Source organism: Actinoplanes awajinensis subsp. mycoplanecinus (assembly GCF_001509495.1).
GTDB lineage: Bacteria > Actinomycetota > Actinomycetes > Mycobacteriales > Micromonosporaceae > Actinoplanes > Actinoplanes palleronii.
On the sequence record NZ_LLZH01000350.1, the window covers coordinates 18784 to 36389 of the forward strand.

At 72.1% G+C, this 17606-nt stretch carries 14 protein-coding genes; 9 read left to right on the forward strand and 5 right to left on the reverse strand.

Features of this window, described 5'->3' with window-relative positions; genetic code table 11:
- Positions 1–34 precede the first annotated feature (34 nt).
- From ADL15_RS50205 to ADL15_RS50220, 4 genes are all read left to right on the forward strand, one after another.
- Entirely contained in the window at positions 35–5020 is a 4986-nt protein-coding gene (locus ADL15_RS50205) for a DUF6531 domain-containing protein (protein WP_067708479.1), read from the forward strand.
- Positions 5021–5023: 3 nt separating this feature from the next.
- Complete coding sequence (locus tag ADL15_RS50210; protein WP_067708482.1) at positions 5024–5323, forward strand: DUF6507 family protein; 300 nt, start codon at positions 5024–5026, stop codon at positions 5321–5323.
- Positions 5320–5922 (forward strand): hypothetical protein, encoded by a 603-nt coding sequence (locus ADL15_RS50215; protein ID WP_067708486.1) that lies wholly within the window; start codon positions 5320–5322, stop codon positions 5920–5922. Before ADL15_RS50210 ends, ADL15_RS50215 begins: the two co-directional genes overlap by 4 nt.
- Positions 5923–6009: 87 nt before the next feature.
- The gene (locus ADL15_RS50220; RefSeq protein ID WP_232345131.1) at positions 6010–7077 is read left to right on the forward strand and encodes a Fic family protein; all 1068 of its coding nucleotides are present in this window, start codon (positions 6010–6012) and stop codon (positions 7075–7077) included.
- A gap of 58 nt (positions 7078–7135) precedes the next feature.
- Here the strand turns inward: ADL15_RS50220 and ADL15_RS50225 are convergent, their stop codons facing one another.
- From ADL15_RS50225 to ADL15_RS50240, 4 genes are all read right to left on the reverse strand, one after another.
- On the reverse strand, positions 7136–7852 hold the full coding sequence (locus ADL15_RS50225) for a Pr6Pr family membrane protein (RefSeq protein ID WP_067708490.1): 717 nt from the start codon (positions 7850–7852) through the stop codon (positions 7136–7138).
- Between the two features lie 162 nt (positions 7853–8014).
- Entirely contained in the window at positions 8015–8752 is a 738-nt protein-coding gene (locus ADL15_RS50230; protein ID WP_067708493.1) for a YcnI family copper-binding membrane protein, read from the reverse strand.
- A gap of 135 nt (positions 8753–8887) precedes the next feature.
- Positions 8888–10318 carry a sensor histidine kinase gene (locus tag ADL15_RS50235; RefSeq protein WP_394327008.1) on the reverse strand — a complete coding sequence of 477 codons (1431 nt, stop codon included), beginning with the start codon at positions 10316–10318 and terminating at the stop codon, positions 8888–8890.
- A 42-nt stretch (positions 10319–10360) separates the two neighbouring features.
- Complete coding sequence (locus ADL15_RS50240) at positions 10361–11098, reverse strand: response regulator transcription factor (RefSeq protein WP_232345132.1); 738 nt, start codon at positions 11096–11098, stop codon at positions 10361–10363.
- Positions 11099–11255: 157 nt separating this feature from the next.
- Here ADL15_RS50240 and ADL15_RS50245 point away from each other — a divergent pair, with 157 nt between their 5' ends.
- The 4 genes from ADL15_RS50245 (at position 11256) to ADL15_RS50260 (ending at position 15492) form a co-directional block, all read left to right on the forward strand.
- Complete coding sequence (locus tag ADL15_RS50245) at positions 11256–12407, forward strand: LolA family protein (RefSeq protein WP_067708507.1); 1152 nt, start codon at positions 11256–11258, stop codon at positions 12405–12407.
- Between the two features lie 103 nt (positions 12408–12510).
- A complete protein-coding gene (gene trpB, locus ADL15_RS50250; RefSeq protein ID WP_394327009.1) occupies positions 12511–13683 on the forward strand; it encodes a tryptophan synthase subunit beta in 1173 nt (390 codons plus the stop codon).
- Positions 13680–14804 (forward strand): tryptophan synthase subunit alpha, encoded by a 1125-nt coding sequence (gene trpA / locus ADL15_RS50255; protein ID WP_067708499.1) that lies wholly within the window; start codon positions 13680–13682, stop codon positions 14802–14804. Before trpB ends, trpA begins: the two co-directional genes overlap by 4 nt.
- Positions 14791–15492 carry a GntR family transcriptional regulator gene (locus ADL15_RS50260; RefSeq protein ID WP_232345133.1) on the forward strand — a complete coding sequence of 234 codons (702 nt, stop codon included), beginning with the start codon at positions 14791–14793 and terminating at the stop codon, positions 15490–15492. Before trpA ends, ADL15_RS50260 begins: the two co-directional genes overlap by 14 nt.
- A gap of 262 nt (positions 15493–15754) precedes the next feature.
- Here the strand turns inward: ADL15_RS50260 and ADL15_RS50265 are convergent, their stop codons facing one another.
- Entirely contained in the window at positions 15755–16372 is a 618-nt protein-coding gene (locus ADL15_RS50265) for a TetR/AcrR family transcriptional regulator (RefSeq protein WP_067708516.1), read from the reverse strand.
- Between the two features lie 74 nt (positions 16373–16446).
- On the opposite strand from ADL15_RS50265, the gene ADL15_RS50270 reads away from it, so the two are divergent.
- Positions 16447–17571: an FAD-dependent monooxygenase gene (locus ADL15_RS50270; protein WP_067708501.1), complete on the forward strand. Its 1125-nt coding sequence runs from the start codon at positions 16447–16449 to the stop codon at positions 17569–17571.
- Positions 17572–17606 lie beyond the last annotated feature (35 nt).

Here is a 17606-nt window from a genome sequence, read left to right on the forward strand (position 1 = left end):
CCGGCCCCGGATGCCCGGGCGGTGGGAGCGTGTGATGTCGCGGCCGAGTGACTGGTGGATCCTCGACCTGGGCGCCGACCCGGCACCGGGTGAGCCCGCGAACCTGCTCACCACGGGCAGCCGGTTCCTCGACTTCGCCGACGACGCGCGCCGCGCCCGGCTAGCGGTGGACTCGCTGCAGGGCGACGGCGCGGTGCTCACCTGGATCGGCCAGTCCGGTGACGTGTTCCGCGAGCAGTTCGGCGAGCTGCCCGACCAGCTGCGCAAGGTCGACGAGTCGCACCGGACCGCGGGTGAGGCCCTGCAGGCCTTCGCGCCGAAGCTGCAGAACGCGCAGGCGATGGCGGACCGGGCCCTGGCCGACGGACGGATCGCCCGAGAGCAGCTCGACGGGCTGGCCGGCCGGCTCAACCTGGCACAGGGCGACATGACCGCGATCTCGCGGCAGGCGCAGTCCCTGCAGCAGGGCACCGACCCCGACCCGGAGCAGGTCAAACAAGCACTCCGGGACTCCACCGCGGCGCAACAGCGGCTGGCCGACGTGCAGGGCAAGGTGGCCTCCGCCGAGCAGGCGCTGAACGCCGCGAAGTCGCTCGCCGAGCAGGCCCGGGAGCTGCGCGACGGCGCCGCCCGGGAGTGCCGCCGGGAGATCGCCGAGGCGTCCGACGCCGGCATCCAGCCCCGGTCGTTCTGGGAGAAGCTCGGCGACTTCTTCAAGGGCCTGTGGGACATCATCTGCGAGGTGGCCAAGTGGGTCGCCCTGGTGGCCGGCATCATCGCGATGATCATCGGCGGTCCGCTGGCCTGGATCGCCCTGGCGGCCGGCGCGATCCTGTTGATCAAGGCGATAGTCGACTATGCCCAAGGCAAGGGCAGCATCGCCGATCTGATCTTCGGCATCCTCGGGATCATCCCCGGGGTCCGCGGCCTGACCTCGCTGGGCCGGCTCTCCGCGCTCTACAAGGCCGGTGGCCTCAAGGCGATCGGCCAGGCCGCGATGGCCTCGATGCAGCAGACCCTGCGCGGGATGGCCGGTGCCCTCGGCCGCGCCGCCGGTGGCACGGTGACCGTCGTCAAGAACCTGATCAACAAGCTGTCCGGGAAGATCAACGACCTGCCGATCCGTACGTCGAAGCGCTCGATCGAGATCCCGGCCTGCGGCGACCCGGTGGACATCAGCACCGGCCGGGTCTTCATGACCGAAACAGATCTCGACCTGCCGGGCGCGCCGCCGCTGCTGCTGGAACGCACGCACCGCTCCGACTACCGGGACGGCCGCTCGTTCGGCCCGTCCTGGGCGTCGACGCTGGACCAGCGGGTCGCGGTGGAGCCGGACGCCGTCCACCTGTTCCTCGCCGACGGTGCGCTCCTGACCTACCCGGTGCCCGCGGACGGCGAGACGGTGTTCCCCGGGCACGGGCGGGCGGTGCCGCTGCGCCGTACCGCGAACGGTTTCGCGGTCAGCGACCCGGCCGCCGGCCTGACCTGGCTGTTCGAGCTGCCCGAGGAGCCGGGCGCCGGGCACGCCCCGCTGACCGCGGTCGCCGGCCCGGACGGTGGCCGGATCGCGATCGTCCGCGACGACGAGGGGGTGCCGGCCGAGATCCGGCACGCGGACGGCCGGCGGATCACCGTCACCTCCGAGGACGGCCTGATCACCGCCCTGCACCTGGCCCCCGCGGACGGCGGCGAGCCGGTGCCGCTGCGCACGTTCTCCTATGCGGACGGGCACCTCACCGAAGTGGTCAACGCGTCCGGCCTGCCGATGCGGTTCACCCACGACGAGGACGGCCGGCTGATCCGCTGGGACGACCGGAACGGCATGTGGTACCGCTACACCTACGACGACGAGGGCCGGTGCGTGCTGGGTGAGGGCCGCGACGGGTTCTTCACCTACCGCTTCGCCTACGACGCGGAGCAGCGCCTGACCCGGGCCACCGACTCGCTGGGCCACACCACGGTGTTCGAGCTCAACGAGGACCTGCAGGTGGTGGCGGAGACCGACCCGCTCGGCAACACCGTCCGCAGCGAGTGGGACACCCAGCACCGGCTGCTGTCCCGGGTGGACGCGCTGGGCCGCGCCACCGGGTTCCGCTACGGCCCGGACGGCGAGCTGGACACCGTGGTGCGCCCGGACGGCAGCCAGGCCGCGGTGATCTGGTCGGACGGCCGGATCACGGCGGTCGTGGTGACCGACGAGGACGGCGGGGTGTGGCGGCGGGGCTACGGGCCGGCGGAGTCGCCCGACCCGTACACCGAACCGCTCGGTGTCGGGCTGCTCGCCGGGCACCGGGAGGTGGCCGAGGAGCCGGTCCGCCCTGCTGATGATGCCGCCGAGCCCACGACGCCCGCGGTGCCGACCGCCCTGCTGATCGGCGCCACCGCTCCCGAGGTGGCGGTGGTCGGCCGGGACGCGCTCGGCCGGCCGGAGGCGCTGAGCGAGCCGGTCACCCTGGGCTGGACCACCGACGGCGCGCCGGCCTGGCGGGACGACGCGGCGAGCGGGCGTACCGAGTGGACCTACGACGGCGAGGGCAACGAGGTCACCGAGACCGACGCGCTCGGCGCCACCACCCGCACCGAGTACGGCCCGTTCGACCTGCCGGTGGCGACCGTGTCACCGTCCGGCGCGCGGACGGTGTTCACCTACGACACCGAGCTGCGGCTCAGCGGGGTCACCGACCCGGCCGGGCGGCAGTGGCACTACCGGTACGACCCGGCCGGCCGCCTGGTCGAGGAGATCGACTTCGACGGGCGCGCCACCCGTCGCACCTACGACGCGGCGGGCCGGTTGATCCGCACGGTCAACGCCGCGGACGAGAGCGTGGTGGTCGAGTACGACGTGCTCGGCAACGTCGTACGCCGGCACGCCACGTCGCCCGACGGGGAGAGCCGGACCACGACGTTCCGGCACGACCCGGTCGGCCGGCTGACCGAGGCGACCAGCCCGGACGCCACCCTGACCGTCACCCGGGACTTCTTCGGCCGGGTCACCGCCGAGACGATCGACGGACGGGCGGTCACGTTCACCTACGACGACGCCGGCCACGCGGTGCACCGCGGCACCCCGGCCGGGGTCGGCACCCGGTGGTCGTTCGACCCGTCCGGTACGCCGGCCGCGGTGACCATGGCCGGGCACGAGCTGACCCTGCTGCACGACGAGCACGGCCGGCACGTCGGCGAACGGCTCGACGCGTCGGTGACCGTGGCCCGCGAGTACGACGCCGGTGACCGCCTGGTCGGGCAGCACCTGGCCGGTGGCGCCGCGCCGGAGGTGCACCGGACGTTCGGCTACCGCGCGGACGGCGCGCTGACCACGGTGACCGACAGCCGGGACGGCGCCACCGCGTACCGGCACGACGCCGAGGGCCGGATCACCGGGGTGGACGGCCCGGCGCGCCGGGAGGAGTACCGCTACGACCCGTCCGGTGACGTGATCGGGGCGTCCGGCGCGACCGTCCCGGGGGAACGGGCCTACCAGGGCACCGAGCTGGTCCGGGCCGGGCAGCAGACGTACCGCTACGACCGGGCCGGGCGCCTCGCCGCCCGGCAGGGGCCGGACGGCACCTGGACGTACCGCTGGACCGCCGACGGCCACCTGCACGCCGTGATCGCACCGGACGGCGGCCGCTGGCGGTACGGCTACGACGCCCTGGGCCGCCGGGTCAGCACCCAGCGCCTCACCGACGGACCGGCCGACGCCCCGCTCGACGGCCCGGTGCTGGAACGTACCGACTTCGCCTGGGACGGCCCGGTGCTCGTCGAGGAGTCGGTCTCCTCCGGCCGGGTCACCACCTGGCAGCACGACCTCGACGGCCTGCGCCCGCTGCTGCAGTACGACGGCGCCCTGCACCTGCTGGTCTGCGACCCGAACGGCGCGCCGACCGACCTGGTCGCGGCGGACGGCACGGTGACCTGGCGGTCCAGCGCCGACCTGTGGGGCGGTCAGACCGGCCCGGCGACGGGCACCGTGCTGCGCTTCCCCGGCCAGCAGGCCGACCCGGAGAGCGGCCTGCACTACAACGTGCACCGCTACTACGACCCGGGCACCGGCCGGTACCTGAGCCCGGATCCGCTGGGTCTGGGTGCCGGGCCGAGCCCGGTCCGGTACGTGGACGATCCCCTGCTCCAGTCCGACCAGCTCGGCTTGATGCACTGCGGCCGGCCGGGCCGCAACGCCGCACAGCGCGGCGAGGACCTCCGGCGCGTCGCCGAGGCCGCCGACCGGGCCAACGCGAAGAACCTCGCCGGGCTGCGCCGGACGGCCGCCGGCGGCGTGACGAAGCCGGCCGCCGCGGGCCCGTCGAAGGCCGCCCGGGTCCTGTTCGACCTGGCGCCGGACAAGCGCAGCATCCGGAACATCAAGACGGCCATGAAGGACGACCCGGGTCTCACGAAGATCAACACCTACACGCCCGGGCGGTTCGACGGTCCCCGGGAGGTGGACGAGGTCCTCACCGGCACCGGGCACGGCTCGGTGCCGCAGTACGGCGAGAACTGGTCGACCGAGTGGCTGAACCGCAGCGAGCGGACCCCCGACGTGCAGGCCCACCTCGAGTCGCACGGCGTCGAGAACAGCGGTTGGATCAAGGGCCACCTGCTCAACGCGGACCTCGGCGGCCATGGGATCACCGACAACCTGACCCCGCTGACCAACAAGGCGAACTCGGCGTTCAAGAACATCGTCGAGACCCGGGTGAAGGACTCGTTCACGATCTTCCAGCAGCTCAAGAACAACTACAACGTGCAGGGCGACTTCGCGGTGAAGTTCAACGTGCGCCCCAGCAGCACCAGCATGTTCCCGAACAGCACCGACCTCGGCGAGCTCAGCGTCCGGCAGTTCCTCGAGTTCGACGTGCAGTACCTGCGCAACGGCGCCCCGCTCACCCCCGGGGAGCTGGGCGAGCTCAACGGCCGGATCAGCGGGCTCGGGCTGCGGCCCCTGCCGCCGCCCGGCACCACGATGAACCCCGTCACCGGCGAGTTCACCACGCCCCTCGGCCAGATCTGGAAAGGCTAGGACATGGCTTCCGACCAGTTGAAGGTCGATCTCGGCGGCCTGGAGGAGTTGGCCGGCACGCTGCAGCGGATCCGCGACAACCTGAACGGCGCGGATCGGTGGATGCTGCAGTTCGTCGGCGAGCTGGGCGGCGACGACGTCGACGACGCGCTCGACGACTTCGAGTCGCACTGGAGCGACGGGCGTTCCCGGGTCGACAAGAACTGCGAACGACTCGTCAAACTCTCCCAGCAGGCGGTCGAGCACTTCCGCAAGGCCGACGACGAGCTGGCGAAGGAACTACAGGATCAGGTGAAGACATGACCGACCCGACCGGCTTCGCGATCACCGTGCCCGAGTCCTGGTTCGAGATCGACGTGCATCCGGACACCCGGAACAGCGCCCTCAGCGCGCTGGTGAACGAGCGGGTCCGGAATGTGCCCGCGCTCGCTCCGCATCGCACAGCGCTGACCCGTGCCCTGCGCGGCGTCGCCCGTTCCGCGTATGCCAACGGCGTGGCCTACTGCGCCGCGATGGTGCAGGGTTTCGACGAGGCGCTGCTGACCGCGAGCGTCACGGTGAGCATCGTGCGCAACCCGGACCAGGACACCGGCCCGTCCGCGATCGCCGATCAGCTCCGGCCGCTGCCGCGCAGTGGCGCCGACGGGCCGTGGCGCGAGGTGGTCCAGGCGGAACTGCCCGGGATCGGCCCGGTCGCCCGCACCCGCGGGGTCACCGACGTCGTGCTGCCGGAGGGCGAGGGCTGGATCCGGTCGGTGGCCATGCAGACGTTCGTGCCGTTCCCCGGCCCGCACGCCGAGCGGATCGCCGTGATCACCGGAAGCTCACCGATCCTGCCCCTCACCGACGACCTGCTGGACCTCTTCGACGCGGTCACCGGAACCTTCCGCTTCACCCCTTGACCGTACGATCGGAGCCGCGACCGGATGCTCTACGCGATGCCATCGCTGGATGGCGCGGACCTCCGGGTCCTCAGGGAATTGAACGCGATGCGCACCGAGCTTCGGACGCAGCTGGGCTCCACGCCGCGCTGGGAAGGCCCCTTCCGCCGAAGCCTGTTCGCTGCGGCGATCCAGGGCTCCAACACCATCGAGAACATCACGATCAGCAGCGCGGACGCCCGGGCGCTCGTGGAGCACGCCCCGATGTCGGCAGCAGCCGGCGACGAGACCCAGCAGGCGGTCATCGGCTACCGGGACGCCATGACCTACGTGCAACAGACACCGCTGATGGACTTCTTCGCCTACTCGGAGACCGCGCTCTCCGCCCTGCACTTCATGATCACGAGGTACCAGCCGGCCAAGTGGCCCGGCCGATACCGAGCCGGCAGTATCTTCGTGTCGAGTGCCGACCCGCTGGAGCCGATGTACACCGGCCCGGACGCCGACCTGGTCCCCGGTCTGATGACCGAACTGGTCGACTGGCTCCGCGACGGCGACCTCGATGCGCCCGCCTACGCACGTGCAGCGATGGCCCACCTGAACCTGGTGGCGATCCACCCCTGGCGCGACGGCAACGGCCGGACTGCACGCGCGCTGCACACCCTGGTCCTGGCCCGTACCGGGGAACTGGCTCCGGAATGCTCCTCCATCGAGGAGTGGTTGGGTGAGCAGACCAACACCCTGCAGTACTACGACACGCTCCGTTCCACGCAGGGCGGCAGTTTCCAGCCGGAACGCGACGCACACCGATGGCTCACGTTCGTGTTCGCGGCACATCACCGTCAGGCCCAACGAGTGCAGCGGCGATATACCTGGACCGTACGTCTGTGGAACGACCTGGCCGGCCTCGCCGAGGATCGCGGCCTCGCCGAGCGCACGGTGTCCGCTCTCTACGCGGCCGCGATCGGCGAGCTGCGGCGCACCACCTATCAGCAGGACGAGAGCCTCAGCCGCGATCAGGCCATCCGCGACATCCAGACGCTGACGCGCAGCGGACTGCTGACACCGCACGGCCACGCCACCGCCCGGGTCTACACGCTCGCCGGGGCCGCTGTGGAGATTTCCGAGGCCGCTTCCGCCGCGGTCCGGGGACCCGGCCGCGACCCGTACGCATGATCCGATGAAACCTTGCCACGCCTCTTGGCCGGCTGCTCGGCCGGCGACAGCGCGCCGGCTAGGCCTCTTGGTCGGCTGCTTTGTCGGCGGCGGCGCGCTGCCGGGGCAGCACCACCGGGGCGCTCCCGGACGATGCGGCCGGTGAGCCGAGCCGCAGCCGCGGGTCCAGCACCCGCAGCACGGTCCCGAGCAGCAGCGCGATCACCACCACGGCGGCCATGTTGATCATCACCTGCGGGTAGCCGAGCGCGTCCACGTCGGTGAACGGATACGGATACCACCCGGTCGCCGCCCCGTGCGCGATCGTGTAGCCGATCCACAGCGCCGGCCAGAGCGCCGCCCAGGCCAGGGTGCGCGCGTCGATCCGCGGCCGGGGCCCGAAGAGCAGCCAGCCGAGCAGCGCCGCCCACGGCGCGATGTAGTGAAAGCCCAGGTCGGCGAGGTAGGCCGCGCCGTGCAGCTCGACCTGCCCGGCCAGGATCGTGGCGTACACGATGCCGGTGATCACGATGCCGAGCAGCGCGTCCAGCCGGATCACCCGCCAGACGCGGCCGTCCCGGGCCGGGTCGCGGGCCAGCCCGACGATGGCGATCAGCACCAGCAGGTTGCTCTGGATGGTGAAATAACTGAACAACCGGACGAACCGCGTCACCGTGGTCTCTTGCACCGGCGGCCCGGCGTGCGGCGCGCTGTCGGTGGCGGTCAGCACGATCTGGGTGATCAGCGAGGCGAGCACGATCAGCGCGAGCGTGCCGTGCCAGACACGGGACTTCATGATCTCTCCAGCCGGCTGTCGTTGATCTTCCGCGGCAGCGTAACGCAGGTCACCGCGGTTGCGGGCCCAGGCCGGAGCCCGGACCCGCCTCCCGGTGACAGCCTCTTTCCCGCGCTCCGCGGCCGCTTCCGGTCCGCGGTCCGGCTGACGATCCAGGCCGGCTCAGCTCGCGGCGGGCTTGTCCGTCACGGCCGCTTCCGGCTTGCGGCTGGCTTTCGCGTACGCCAAGCCGGCCAGCACCAGCGCGATCAGCCCGGCGATCAGTCCCGCGAGGCCCAGCCCGGAGCCGCTGCCCGAGTCGTCGGAGTCAGCAGCCTCGGCAGCCGGAGCCGCCGCCGCGGTCGTCGCCGCGGCAGCACTGTCCGCGGCCGGGACGATCTTCAGAACCGGCGCCGGGCTCTCCGGCTCGGTGCCGTCGGTGGCCGGCTCGTCGATCCAGCGCACCACGTCACCGTTCGAATACGTCTGCAGCGCCTTGAAGACGATCTGACCGGACTCCGGCAGCGCGCCCATCGACACGTCGAACTCCTGGAACTCGCCCGGCTTGATCTCCGAGCCCTTCGCCGCAGTCCAGGTGATCTTCGAGACCGCCTCGGTGATCTCGGTGTCGTGCGCCTTGATCGGGGTGGCCAGCTTGCTCTTCACGGCCACCACGGTCCAGCCCGGGATCGGCTTGACCGAGACCGACGCGATCGGCTGATCGGCCGGAAGGTTGACTTCGAGCTTGGTGGTGGAGGCGCTGTCCGACTCGTTCGGCACGCGGAACGACACCTTCGTATAGCCGCCCGCGGTGGCCGTGCTCGGGTTGACCGTCACGTGCGCGGCGGCCGGGCCGGCCAGTGCCAGGGTCATCAGTCCGGCCGCGGTGGCCACCACTGCGGAACGCTTGAGCAGCGACATGGTGGGGGGAAACCTTCCGTCGTATCGTCGCCCGCTGCCGGGCACGCCCATTGGTCGGCCCGACGATGAAGAAAGTTCCCGCGACTTGCAGCGTTTTCCACCCCGGGTCAGCCATCCGTGCTCCCGCCCGCCGCGCTACCTGCCCTCGACCCGGCTCATGACCTCCGCGCCACCGTCCACCCGGCTCGTGACCGCCGCGTTCTTGGCGGTCGCACGTGCCTCCCCCGGCTTCCGGTTCGCCGGGCCGGATTCTGCCGGGCGCGGCAGGCGCACCTCGACCCGCAGGCCGGGCTTCGCATCGCCGAGTGTGATCGAACCACCGTGCCGGCGCACCAGCTCCCGGACGATGGCCAGGCCCAGCCCGGAGCCACCGGCGTCGCGCGCCCGGGCGTCGTCGAGCCGGGTGAACCGGAAGAACACCCGCTCCCGGTCCTCGGCCGGAATGCCCGGCCCGTCGTCGGCCACCGTCAGCACCAGATCCGGCCCGTCCGTCCCGGTGCTGACGGTCACCTGCGACCGCCGGTGCCGGCACGCGTTGTCCAGCAGGTTCGCCACCACCCGGGCCAGCGCGTCCGGCTCGGCCACCAGCGGCAACGGCTCGACGGCCGCCGCGTACCGGACCTCCGGATAACGCGCGGCCACCTCACCCACCAGCTGCCCGAGGTCGACCTCCTCGATCCGTCCGGAGATCGCCCGGCCCGCGCCGTCGTCCGCACGGGCCAGCAGCAGCAGGTCGTCCACCAGCCGGGAGAGCCGCTGCACGTCGGTGAGCAGGTCCTCGCTGAGCGCCGGCCAGTCGGTGTCGTCCGGCAGCCGCTGCGCCACCTCCAGCTCGGTGCGCATGTTGGTGAGCGGGCTGCGCAACTCGTGGGCGGCGTCCGCCACGAACGCGCGCTGCCGGGCCCGGGCGGTGTCCAGCCGGTGCAGCATGTCGTTGAGGGTCAGCGCGAGCCGGCGGACCTCGTCGTGCGAGCCGGGCACCGGAAGCCGACCGGCCCGGGTGCCCCCGGTGATCTCCTCAGCCCCGGCCCGCAGCGCGTCGACCGGGCGCAACGCCGCGCCGAGCGCCCGCCACAACCCGGCCGCCAGCAGCGCGACAAGCAGCGGAAACGCGATCAGCAGGGTGACCCGGAGCAGGTGCACACTCTGGCTGAGCTGGCTGGTGGACCGGGCCACCAGCACCCGCAGCGGCTGGGTCGGCAGGCCGGCGGTGACCTTGACGACCCGGGCCGAACCGTCGAACCCGATCCGGTTGCCCGGGATCGTCACGCCCTCGCCGTCCGGCAGGTCGCGCAGCTCGTCCTCGTAGAGGATCGGCACCAGCCGGTCGGCGGTCGCGGAGACCGCCCGGATCTTGTTCTGCTCGTCGATGACCTGCACCTGAACGCCCGGCGTGACCGTGATCGGGTCGGTCAGCTGCCCCTGGTCGACAAGCCGGGCCACACCCTGCGCGGTCTCCAGCGCCTCGGCGTGCACCGCCCGCCCCTGCGCGAAGGTCAGCACCGCGACCAGCAACACCCCACCCGCGGCCAGCCCGAAGGACAGCGCGGCGGCAGAGATCAACAGCAGCCGGGCCCGCAGGCTGAGCTCACGCAGACGGCGTCGCATCTACCGCTCCACCCTCTGCTTCTCCCCCGCCGGCCCCGCGTTCTCCCCTGCCGGCGCTGCGTTCTCCCCCGCCCGGGCGTGCGCGGCGACCAGGCGATACCCGGCGCCGCGGACCGTCTCCAGCCGATCCCGGCCGATCTTGCGGCGCAGGTAGCCGATGTACACCTCCACCGCGTTCGGCGCGGTGTCCAGCGCGGCGTCCCAGACGTGGTCGAGCAGCTCGGTCTTGGAGACCACCTCGCCGGGACGGCGGATCAGGTACTCCAGCAGGGCGAACTCGCGGGTGGTCAGGGTCACCTCGGCCCCGCCGACCAGCACGCGTTTCTCCGCCGGGTCGAGCTCGACGTCGCCGCACGCGAGCACCACCGGGCGGGCCTGGGTGCCGCGGCGCAGCAGAGCACGCAGCCGTGCCAGCAACACGACGTACGAAAAGGGTTTGGTCAAATAGTCGTCGGCGCCGCAATCCAGGCCATCGGCTTGGTCATACTCGCCGTCCTTGGCGGAGAGCATCAGCACCGGCAGCCACTGCCGCTCGGCGCGCAGCTGCCGCACCACCCGGTAACCGGAGAGCCGGGGCAGCATCACGTCGAGGATCATCGCGTCATAGCCACCGTGCCGGGCCATCTCCAGGCCGTCCTGACCGTCATGGGCCACGTCGACCGCGAACCCCTCGGCCTGCAAGCCGCGTCGCAGCGCGGCGGCCAGCCGTTCCTCATCCTCCACCACCAGCAACCGCACCCCCATACCTTGGCACGTGCGCATCCACGGGGACCATCGGCTCTCAGTCACCTCACAGCCGGGGTCACCCCTACAGCCCGGCCCCTACGGGTCGTTCTCAGCCTGGTCACAGCGGGTCCGAAGCAGGATGGCCTCATACCAACGGGAGGTGGACATCGTGTCCGTGTGGAAATCCAGGCCTGCTCTGCGATGGCTGGTACCGGGGGCCACCGCGGTCGTCGTCATCGGGGGCGGCGCGGCGGCCGGCACGATCGTGGCCAGCGCCGAACCGTCGCTGCCGGACCGCAGCGCGGCCCAACTGCTCGTGGACCTGTCGAGCGCCAAGCCGGCCGGTCTCTCCGGCACCGTGGTGCAGAGCGCCGACCTCGGCCTGCCCGGTGTCGCCGGACTGGCGGGCAGCCTCGGCGGCTCCGCGGGTGGCGGCCTGACCAGCTTGATCGCCGGAAGCAACACCGCCCGCGTCTGGTACGCGGGAGAGGACAAGGTGCGGTTCGCCCTGCAGAGCACGCAGGGTGAGACCGACGTGATCCGCAACGGTCCGGACCTGTGGCAGTGGAGCAGCTCGGACAACACCGGGACGCACCTGAAGCTGAAGGGCGACGCGGCGTCCCCGAAGCACTCGCTGCCCAGCTCGGTGCCGTCGTCGCCGCAGGACGCGGCGGCCGCGGCGCTCGCCGCGATCGACCCGAGCACCAAGGTGGAGACCACCGGCGCGGCCCAGGTGGCCGGGCGGGACGCATACGAGCTGGTGCTCAGCCCTAAGGACACCGACTCGCTGGTCGGGCAGGTGCGGCTGGCGATCGACGCCGAGCAGCACATCCCGCTGCGGGTCGAGGTGTACGCGAAGAACGCCGTGAAGCCGGCCGTCCGGGTCGCCTTCGACACGATCAGCTTCCAGGTGCCGGACGCGGAGCAGTTCACGTTCAACCCGCCGCCCGGCGCGAAGATCGACGAGGCCGGCACGAAGGCTCTCGACCAGGCCGACGCCACGAAGAAGGGTGTCCCGCACCCGTCCTCGACGGCGCCGTCGGGCGCGAAGGGCGACCCGAAGGTGATCGGCAAGGGCTGGACCACGATCGTCTCCGCCACGCTGCCGACCGACGCGCTGTCCGAGCTGACCGCCGCCGGCAAGGGCACGGGCAAGGAGGCCGACACGGCGAAGGCTCTGCTCGGTGTCCTGCCGGAGGTGAGCGGGTCGTGGGGCAAGGGCCGGTTGCTGACCGGATCGTTGTTCAGCGTGCTGATCACCGATGACGGCCGGGTGCTGGCGGGTCTGGTGACCCCGGAGGCGCTGTACAAGGTCGCCTGACCTCCGTTCCAAATAGTTCTAGAACTCTGCCGCCTCATTGTGCCATGATGGGGCGGCAGAGTTCTATAACTTTGGAGCGCTAATGCTGTTCGAAACGAACCTGTTGCCGGAGACGAGTCCCGGTTCTCAGATGGACGCACCGACCGCCGCCGGGCGGTTCGGCGATTTCGGCGGGCGTTACGTGCCCGAGTCCCTGATCCCGGCCTGCGCCGCCCTGGAGGCGGCGTTCCGTGAGGCCTGGTCCGACCCGGAGTTCCGCGGGCGCCTCAGCCGGCTCCGCTCCGAGTATGCGGGTCGCCCCACCGCGCTGACCCCCGCGGAGAATCTCTCCGCCCAGCTCGGGGTGACCCTGCTGCTCAAGCGGGAGGACCTGGCGCACACCGGCTCCCACAAGATCAACAACGTGCTGGGCCAGGCGCTGCTGGCGCAGCGGATGGGCAAGACCCGGCTGATCGCCGAGACCGGCGCCGGCCAGCACGGCGTCGCCACCGCCACCGCGGCCGCGCTGTTCGGCATGCGAGCCACCGTCTACATGGGCGAGCGCGACATCGCCCGGCAGCGGCTCAACGTCTTCCGGATGGAGCTGCTCGGCGCCGAGGTGATCCCGGTGACCAGCGGCAGCCGCACCCTGAAGGACGCCACCAACGAGGCGATGCGCGCCTGGGTGGCCGCGGTCGACGAGGCGCATTTCTGCCTCGGCTCGGTGAGCGGCCCGCACCCCTATCCATGGATGGTGCGTGAGCTGCAGCGGGTGATCGGCGAGGAGGCCCGCGCGCAGGCGCCGGCACTTCCCGACGTGGTGGTGGCCTGCGTGGGCGGCGGGTCCAACGCGGCCGGCACATTCGCCGGGTTCGTCGACACGCCGGCCCGGCTGATCGGGGTGGAGGCCGACGGCGGGGCCGCGATGACCTACGGGACGCCCGGGATCGTGCACGGCAACCGGTCGCTGGTCCTGCAGGACGCGGACGGGCAGGTGCGCGAGGCGGAGTCGATCGCGGCCGGGCTCGACTATCCCGGTGTCGGGCCGGAGCACGCCCACCTGGGCACGTCCGGCCGCGCGGAGTACCGCACGGTGACCGACGACGAGGTGCTCGTCGCGGTGCGACGACTGGCCCGCAGCGAGGGCATCATCTGCGCCCTGGAGTCGGCGCACGCGGTGGCCTGGGTCCTGCGCGCGGCCGGCACTCCCGACCTGCCGACCGGGTCGACGGTGCTGCTCACCCTCTCCGGCCGCGGCGACAAGGACATGGCGACCCTGGCGGGTGAGGTCCGGTGAAGCGCCTCAACCCGTACCTGACCGGCGGCATCACCCCGGACTGGATCGACTACCTGCTGGCCTTCCAGGAGGCCGGCGCCGACGCGGTGGAGATCGGGCTCCCGTTCTCCGACCCGATGCTCGACGGCGCCACCATCCAGCAGGCCTCCGACCAGGCCCTGCGCCGTGGCGCCTCGGTCACGTCCATCCTGGCCGACCTGACAGCGGCCCGCGACCGCATCCGGATCCCGCTGATCGCCATGACCTACGCCAACCTGGTCTTCCACCATTCCGCCGCCCGGCCGCACGCCGGCGGCACCGTGCCGGGCCGTGAGCCGCAGGCAGACGGCACCACCCCAGACCGTGCGCAGGCGGGCGGCACCGCGCCAAGCCGTGAGCCAGAAGCAGGCGGCACCGCGCCGGACCGTGAGCAGGCAGGCGGCACCGCGCCAGACCGCGAGCCCGAGGCCCTGCGCCTCGCGGAAGACGGCGGGACCAGGGCGGCCGGTGCCACCCGAAGAAGCAGTTCCGGGCCGGATGGCGCCGCGCACAGCGGCGAAACCGGACCAGACCGTGCCGCACACGGCAGCGAGCCGGATGCGGGTGACGCCGCGTCCGGCGGTGGGCCGGAGGCGTTCTGCCGGCGGCTGGCCGCCGCCGGATTCTCCGGGCTGATCGTGCCTGACGTGCCGATCGACGAGCTCGACCAGCTCGAGGCAGCCGCCGCGGCGTCCGGCATCGACCTGATCCTGCTGGCCGCGCCGGTCACCCCGCCGGATCGGCTGGCCGAGATCGGCGCCCGCAGCCGCAACTTCGTCTACGCGGTGAGCGTCATGGCCACCACCGGCGAGCGGGACGCGCTGGCCGAGTCCGCGGCGCCGCTCGCCGACCGGATCAAAGCGGTCACCGACCTGCCGGTGCTGATCGGTTTCGGTATTTCCACGCCGGCACAGGCCGCCGAGGCCGCCCGCGCCGGGGACGGGGTGGTGATCGGAGCGGCTCTGATGCGTAGGGTTCTGGACGGTGCGTCACCCGCTGACCTGCGCGTCGAGGTCGCCGCGTTCCGCACCGCCCTTGATCAGCTCGACCAGGAGGTGCCAGCTGCCCCCGCGCACGCCGAAATATCAGGTGATCGCCGATGACCTGACCAGCAAGATCAAGGACGGCGAGCTGCCGCCCGGTTCCGCCCTGCCCCCGCAAAAAGAGCTCAGCACGCGGTACGGGGTGACCCTGGCGACGCTGCGGCAAGCCCTCAAGCAGCTGGAGGACGAGGGCCTGCTGTCACAACAGCCCGGCCGGGGCACGTTCGTATACCCCCGGGTGAAATATCAGCTCACCTCGCTGCACGGCTTCGCCGAGGACCTCCGGGCCCAGGGCCAGACGGTGACCACGGAGATCCTCGACCAGTCCGCGGGCACACCGCCCGACTGGGCCGCGGAGCTGCTCGGTCACGACCCGGCGCTGCGCCTGGAACGGCTGCGCCTGGTCGCCGGGAGGCCCGCGGTGCACCAGCTCTCCTGGGTCCGCGGCACCGACCTGGTGGAGGCGGATCTGAGCGACACCTCGCTGTACGCGGCCCTGAGCAGCCTGGGGCGCCTGGTGAACCGGGCCTCCGAAGTGGTCCGGCCCGGGCTGCTCGACGAACCGGTGGCCGCCCTGCTGCGCCGGACGCCGGGCGAGCCGGTCCTGGTGTCGGAGCGGGTGACGTACGCGTTGGACGAGAGCGCGCTGGTGGTGGACCGCGCAACCATGCTCGGCTCCGCAATGGAGATCCGGACCGAACGCGCAGCGACCGGCCTGTCCCTGCAGTGGAGTCGCCCCGCCACCTGACCCTCCCGAGCCCGGCCATCTGCACGCGACCAGATGGCCGGGGCGCCCAGGCCGCAAGTTCAGGGCAACCGAGCCCGCGGCCGCTGCCCGCCGGACACCCGTCACCCGGCCGCGCGGAGGCTGCACCCAAGGCGATCCGGGAAGCCGCCATGCGCCTGCGGCCAGCAAGCGAGAGATGCCATCCGGCCGGCCAATGCGCCTGCGGCCAGCGAACAAGGGATGGTCAGCGAGTAAGGAATACCGTCGGGCCCCGGGCCTGCGGTCAGTCGGCCGGCGGCGGGCCGGTGCGGAACCACGGGGTCAGGGCCACGCCGACGGCGACCTGGACGGCCTGCTGGACCGCGGCCGGGTCGGTGGAGCGGTCGAGGTCCTCCAGCAGGACCTGCAGGGCACCCATGACGGCACCGACGAACGCTCCGGTCAGGGCAGCGGCGCCGACCTCGTCGATCTGGTCGGGGAACGCGGCGGCCAGATGGCGGGCGATCTCCCGCTGGGCGTCCAGCTGCAGCTGGAGCCCACGGCCGCGGACCGCCGGAACCGTGCGGACCAGGTGCAGACGCAGCGCGGCGAGACGGCCGGCGAGATCATCGCTGTCCTCACCCACCTTCTGCAGGGCGCGCAGCAGCACCTCGGCGGGGCCGTCCGCCGGGCCCCGGACGGCGATGGCGTCGACCGCGGCGTGCACCCGGAGGTCGACCTCCGGGAAGAGCAGGTCTTCCTTGCTCGGGAAGTAGCTGAAGAACGTCCGGGTGCCGATCTCCGCGGCCGACGCGATGTCCGCGATGGTGGTCTCGTCGTAGCCACGGGACTCGAAAAGTTCGGTCGCGGCGGCGACCAGGGCCTGCCGGGTCCGGGCGCGCTTGCGATCACGAAGGGACACGTTCTGCACCTTACCGCACCAACTGCAAAACCGCACTCATTACAATTCCGCACTGAGTGCGGTTTTATGGAGGCATGACGAAACGCACCGCACTCGTGTCAGGCGCCGGGATCGCCGGTGCCACCGTCGCCTACTGGCTGGCCCGCGACGGCTGGGCGATCACCCTGGTCGAGCGAGCCGGAGACCTCGTCTCCAGTGGCAACCCCGTCGACGTTCGAGGCCCGGCCCTGCCGGTCGCCGAGCGGATGGGGATCCTGCCGGAGCTGCGGGCCATGGCCACCCACGCGAAGGCGATGCGTGTCCTCGACCCGGAGGGGCGCTCCCTCGCCCGGATCCCGATGCCCTCCCGCGACGGCGAGGTCGAGGTCCTCCGGGGCGATCTGGCCGGCGCCCTCTGGTCGGCCACCGAGGACGACGCCGAGCTGCTGCTCGACGACACGATCACCACCCTGCGCCAGGATCCCGATGGCGTTGACGTCACCTTCGAGCATGCCGCGCCGCGCCGATTCGACGTGGTCATCGGGGCAGACGGGCTGCACTCCGCGGTGCGCCGGATCGCTTTCGGCCGGGAGCAGGAGTTCAGCCGGCACCTGGGGCTCTATGTCGCGACCGTGCAGCTCGGCGGACCACCCGCCGAGCCGGAGGAGGTGATGCTGCTCAACGTCCCTGGCCGGCTGCTCGCGCTGCACCCCGCGCGCGGCGTGGCGGGTGCCGCGTTCATCTTCCGGCACCCGGAGATCACCGGGCTCGACCGCCGGGACACCGCCAGGCAGAAGCAGGTGGTGGCGGAGGCATACCGGGGCATGGCGTGGCGCGTACCGGAGATCCTCGCCCGCCTGGAGGAATCCGACGACCTCTACTTCGACGCGGTCAGCCAGGTCAGCATGGACACCTGGACCCGCGGCCGGGTCGTCCTGGTCGGCGACGCCGCGTCCTGCGTCTCACTCTTCGGCGACGGCTCGACCCTGGCGATGGCCGGCGCCCACAACCTGGCGACCGCGCTCAGCGAGGGGTCCGCCGACCTTGCGACCGCTTTCCGGCGGTACGAATCCAGCCACCGCAAGCTGACCACCCCGAAACATCGCCACGTCCACCGCACCGCGGCCCTCCTGGTCCCGGCCAGCCGGCTGGCCCTGGCCACCCGCAACCGAGTCGCCCGCCACCTCCTCAGCCGCGCCCGACCCGGCCCTCACCGCTGACCAGACCCCTCCCCGCCAGACCCCTCCCGCCAGAC

Excerpts from the sequence above, each read along its gene's own strand:
- ADL15_RS50205 (WP_067708479.1), top strand. The coding sequence starts at position 35 with ATGTCGCGGCCGAGTGACTGGTGGATCCTCGACCTGGGCGCCGACCCG.
- ADL15_RS50210 (WP_067708482.1), top strand. The coding sequence starts at position 5,024 with ATGGCTTCCGACCAGTTGAAGGTCGATCTCGGCGGCCTGGAGGAGTTG.
- ADL15_RS50215 (WP_067708486.1), top strand. The coding sequence starts at position 5,320 with ATGACCGACCCGACCGGCTTCGCGATCACCGTGCCCGAGTCCTGGTTC.
- ADL15_RS50220 (WP_232345131.1), top strand. The coding sequence starts at position 6,010 with ATGCGCACCGAGCTTCGGACGCAGCTGGGCTCCACGCCGCGCTGGGAA.
- ADL15_RS50225 (WP_067708490.1), bottom strand. The coding sequence starts at position 7,852 with ATGAAGTCCCGTGTCTGGCACGGCACGCTCGCGCTGATCGTGCTCGCC.
- ADL15_RS50230 (WP_067708493.1), bottom strand. The coding sequence starts at position 8,752 with ATGTCGCTGCTCAAGCGTTCCGCAGTGGTGGCCACCGCGGCCGGACTG.
- ADL15_RS50270 (WP_067708501.1), top strand. The coding sequence starts at position 16,447 with ATGACGAAACGCACCGCACTCGTGTCAGGCGCCGGGATCGCCGGTGCC.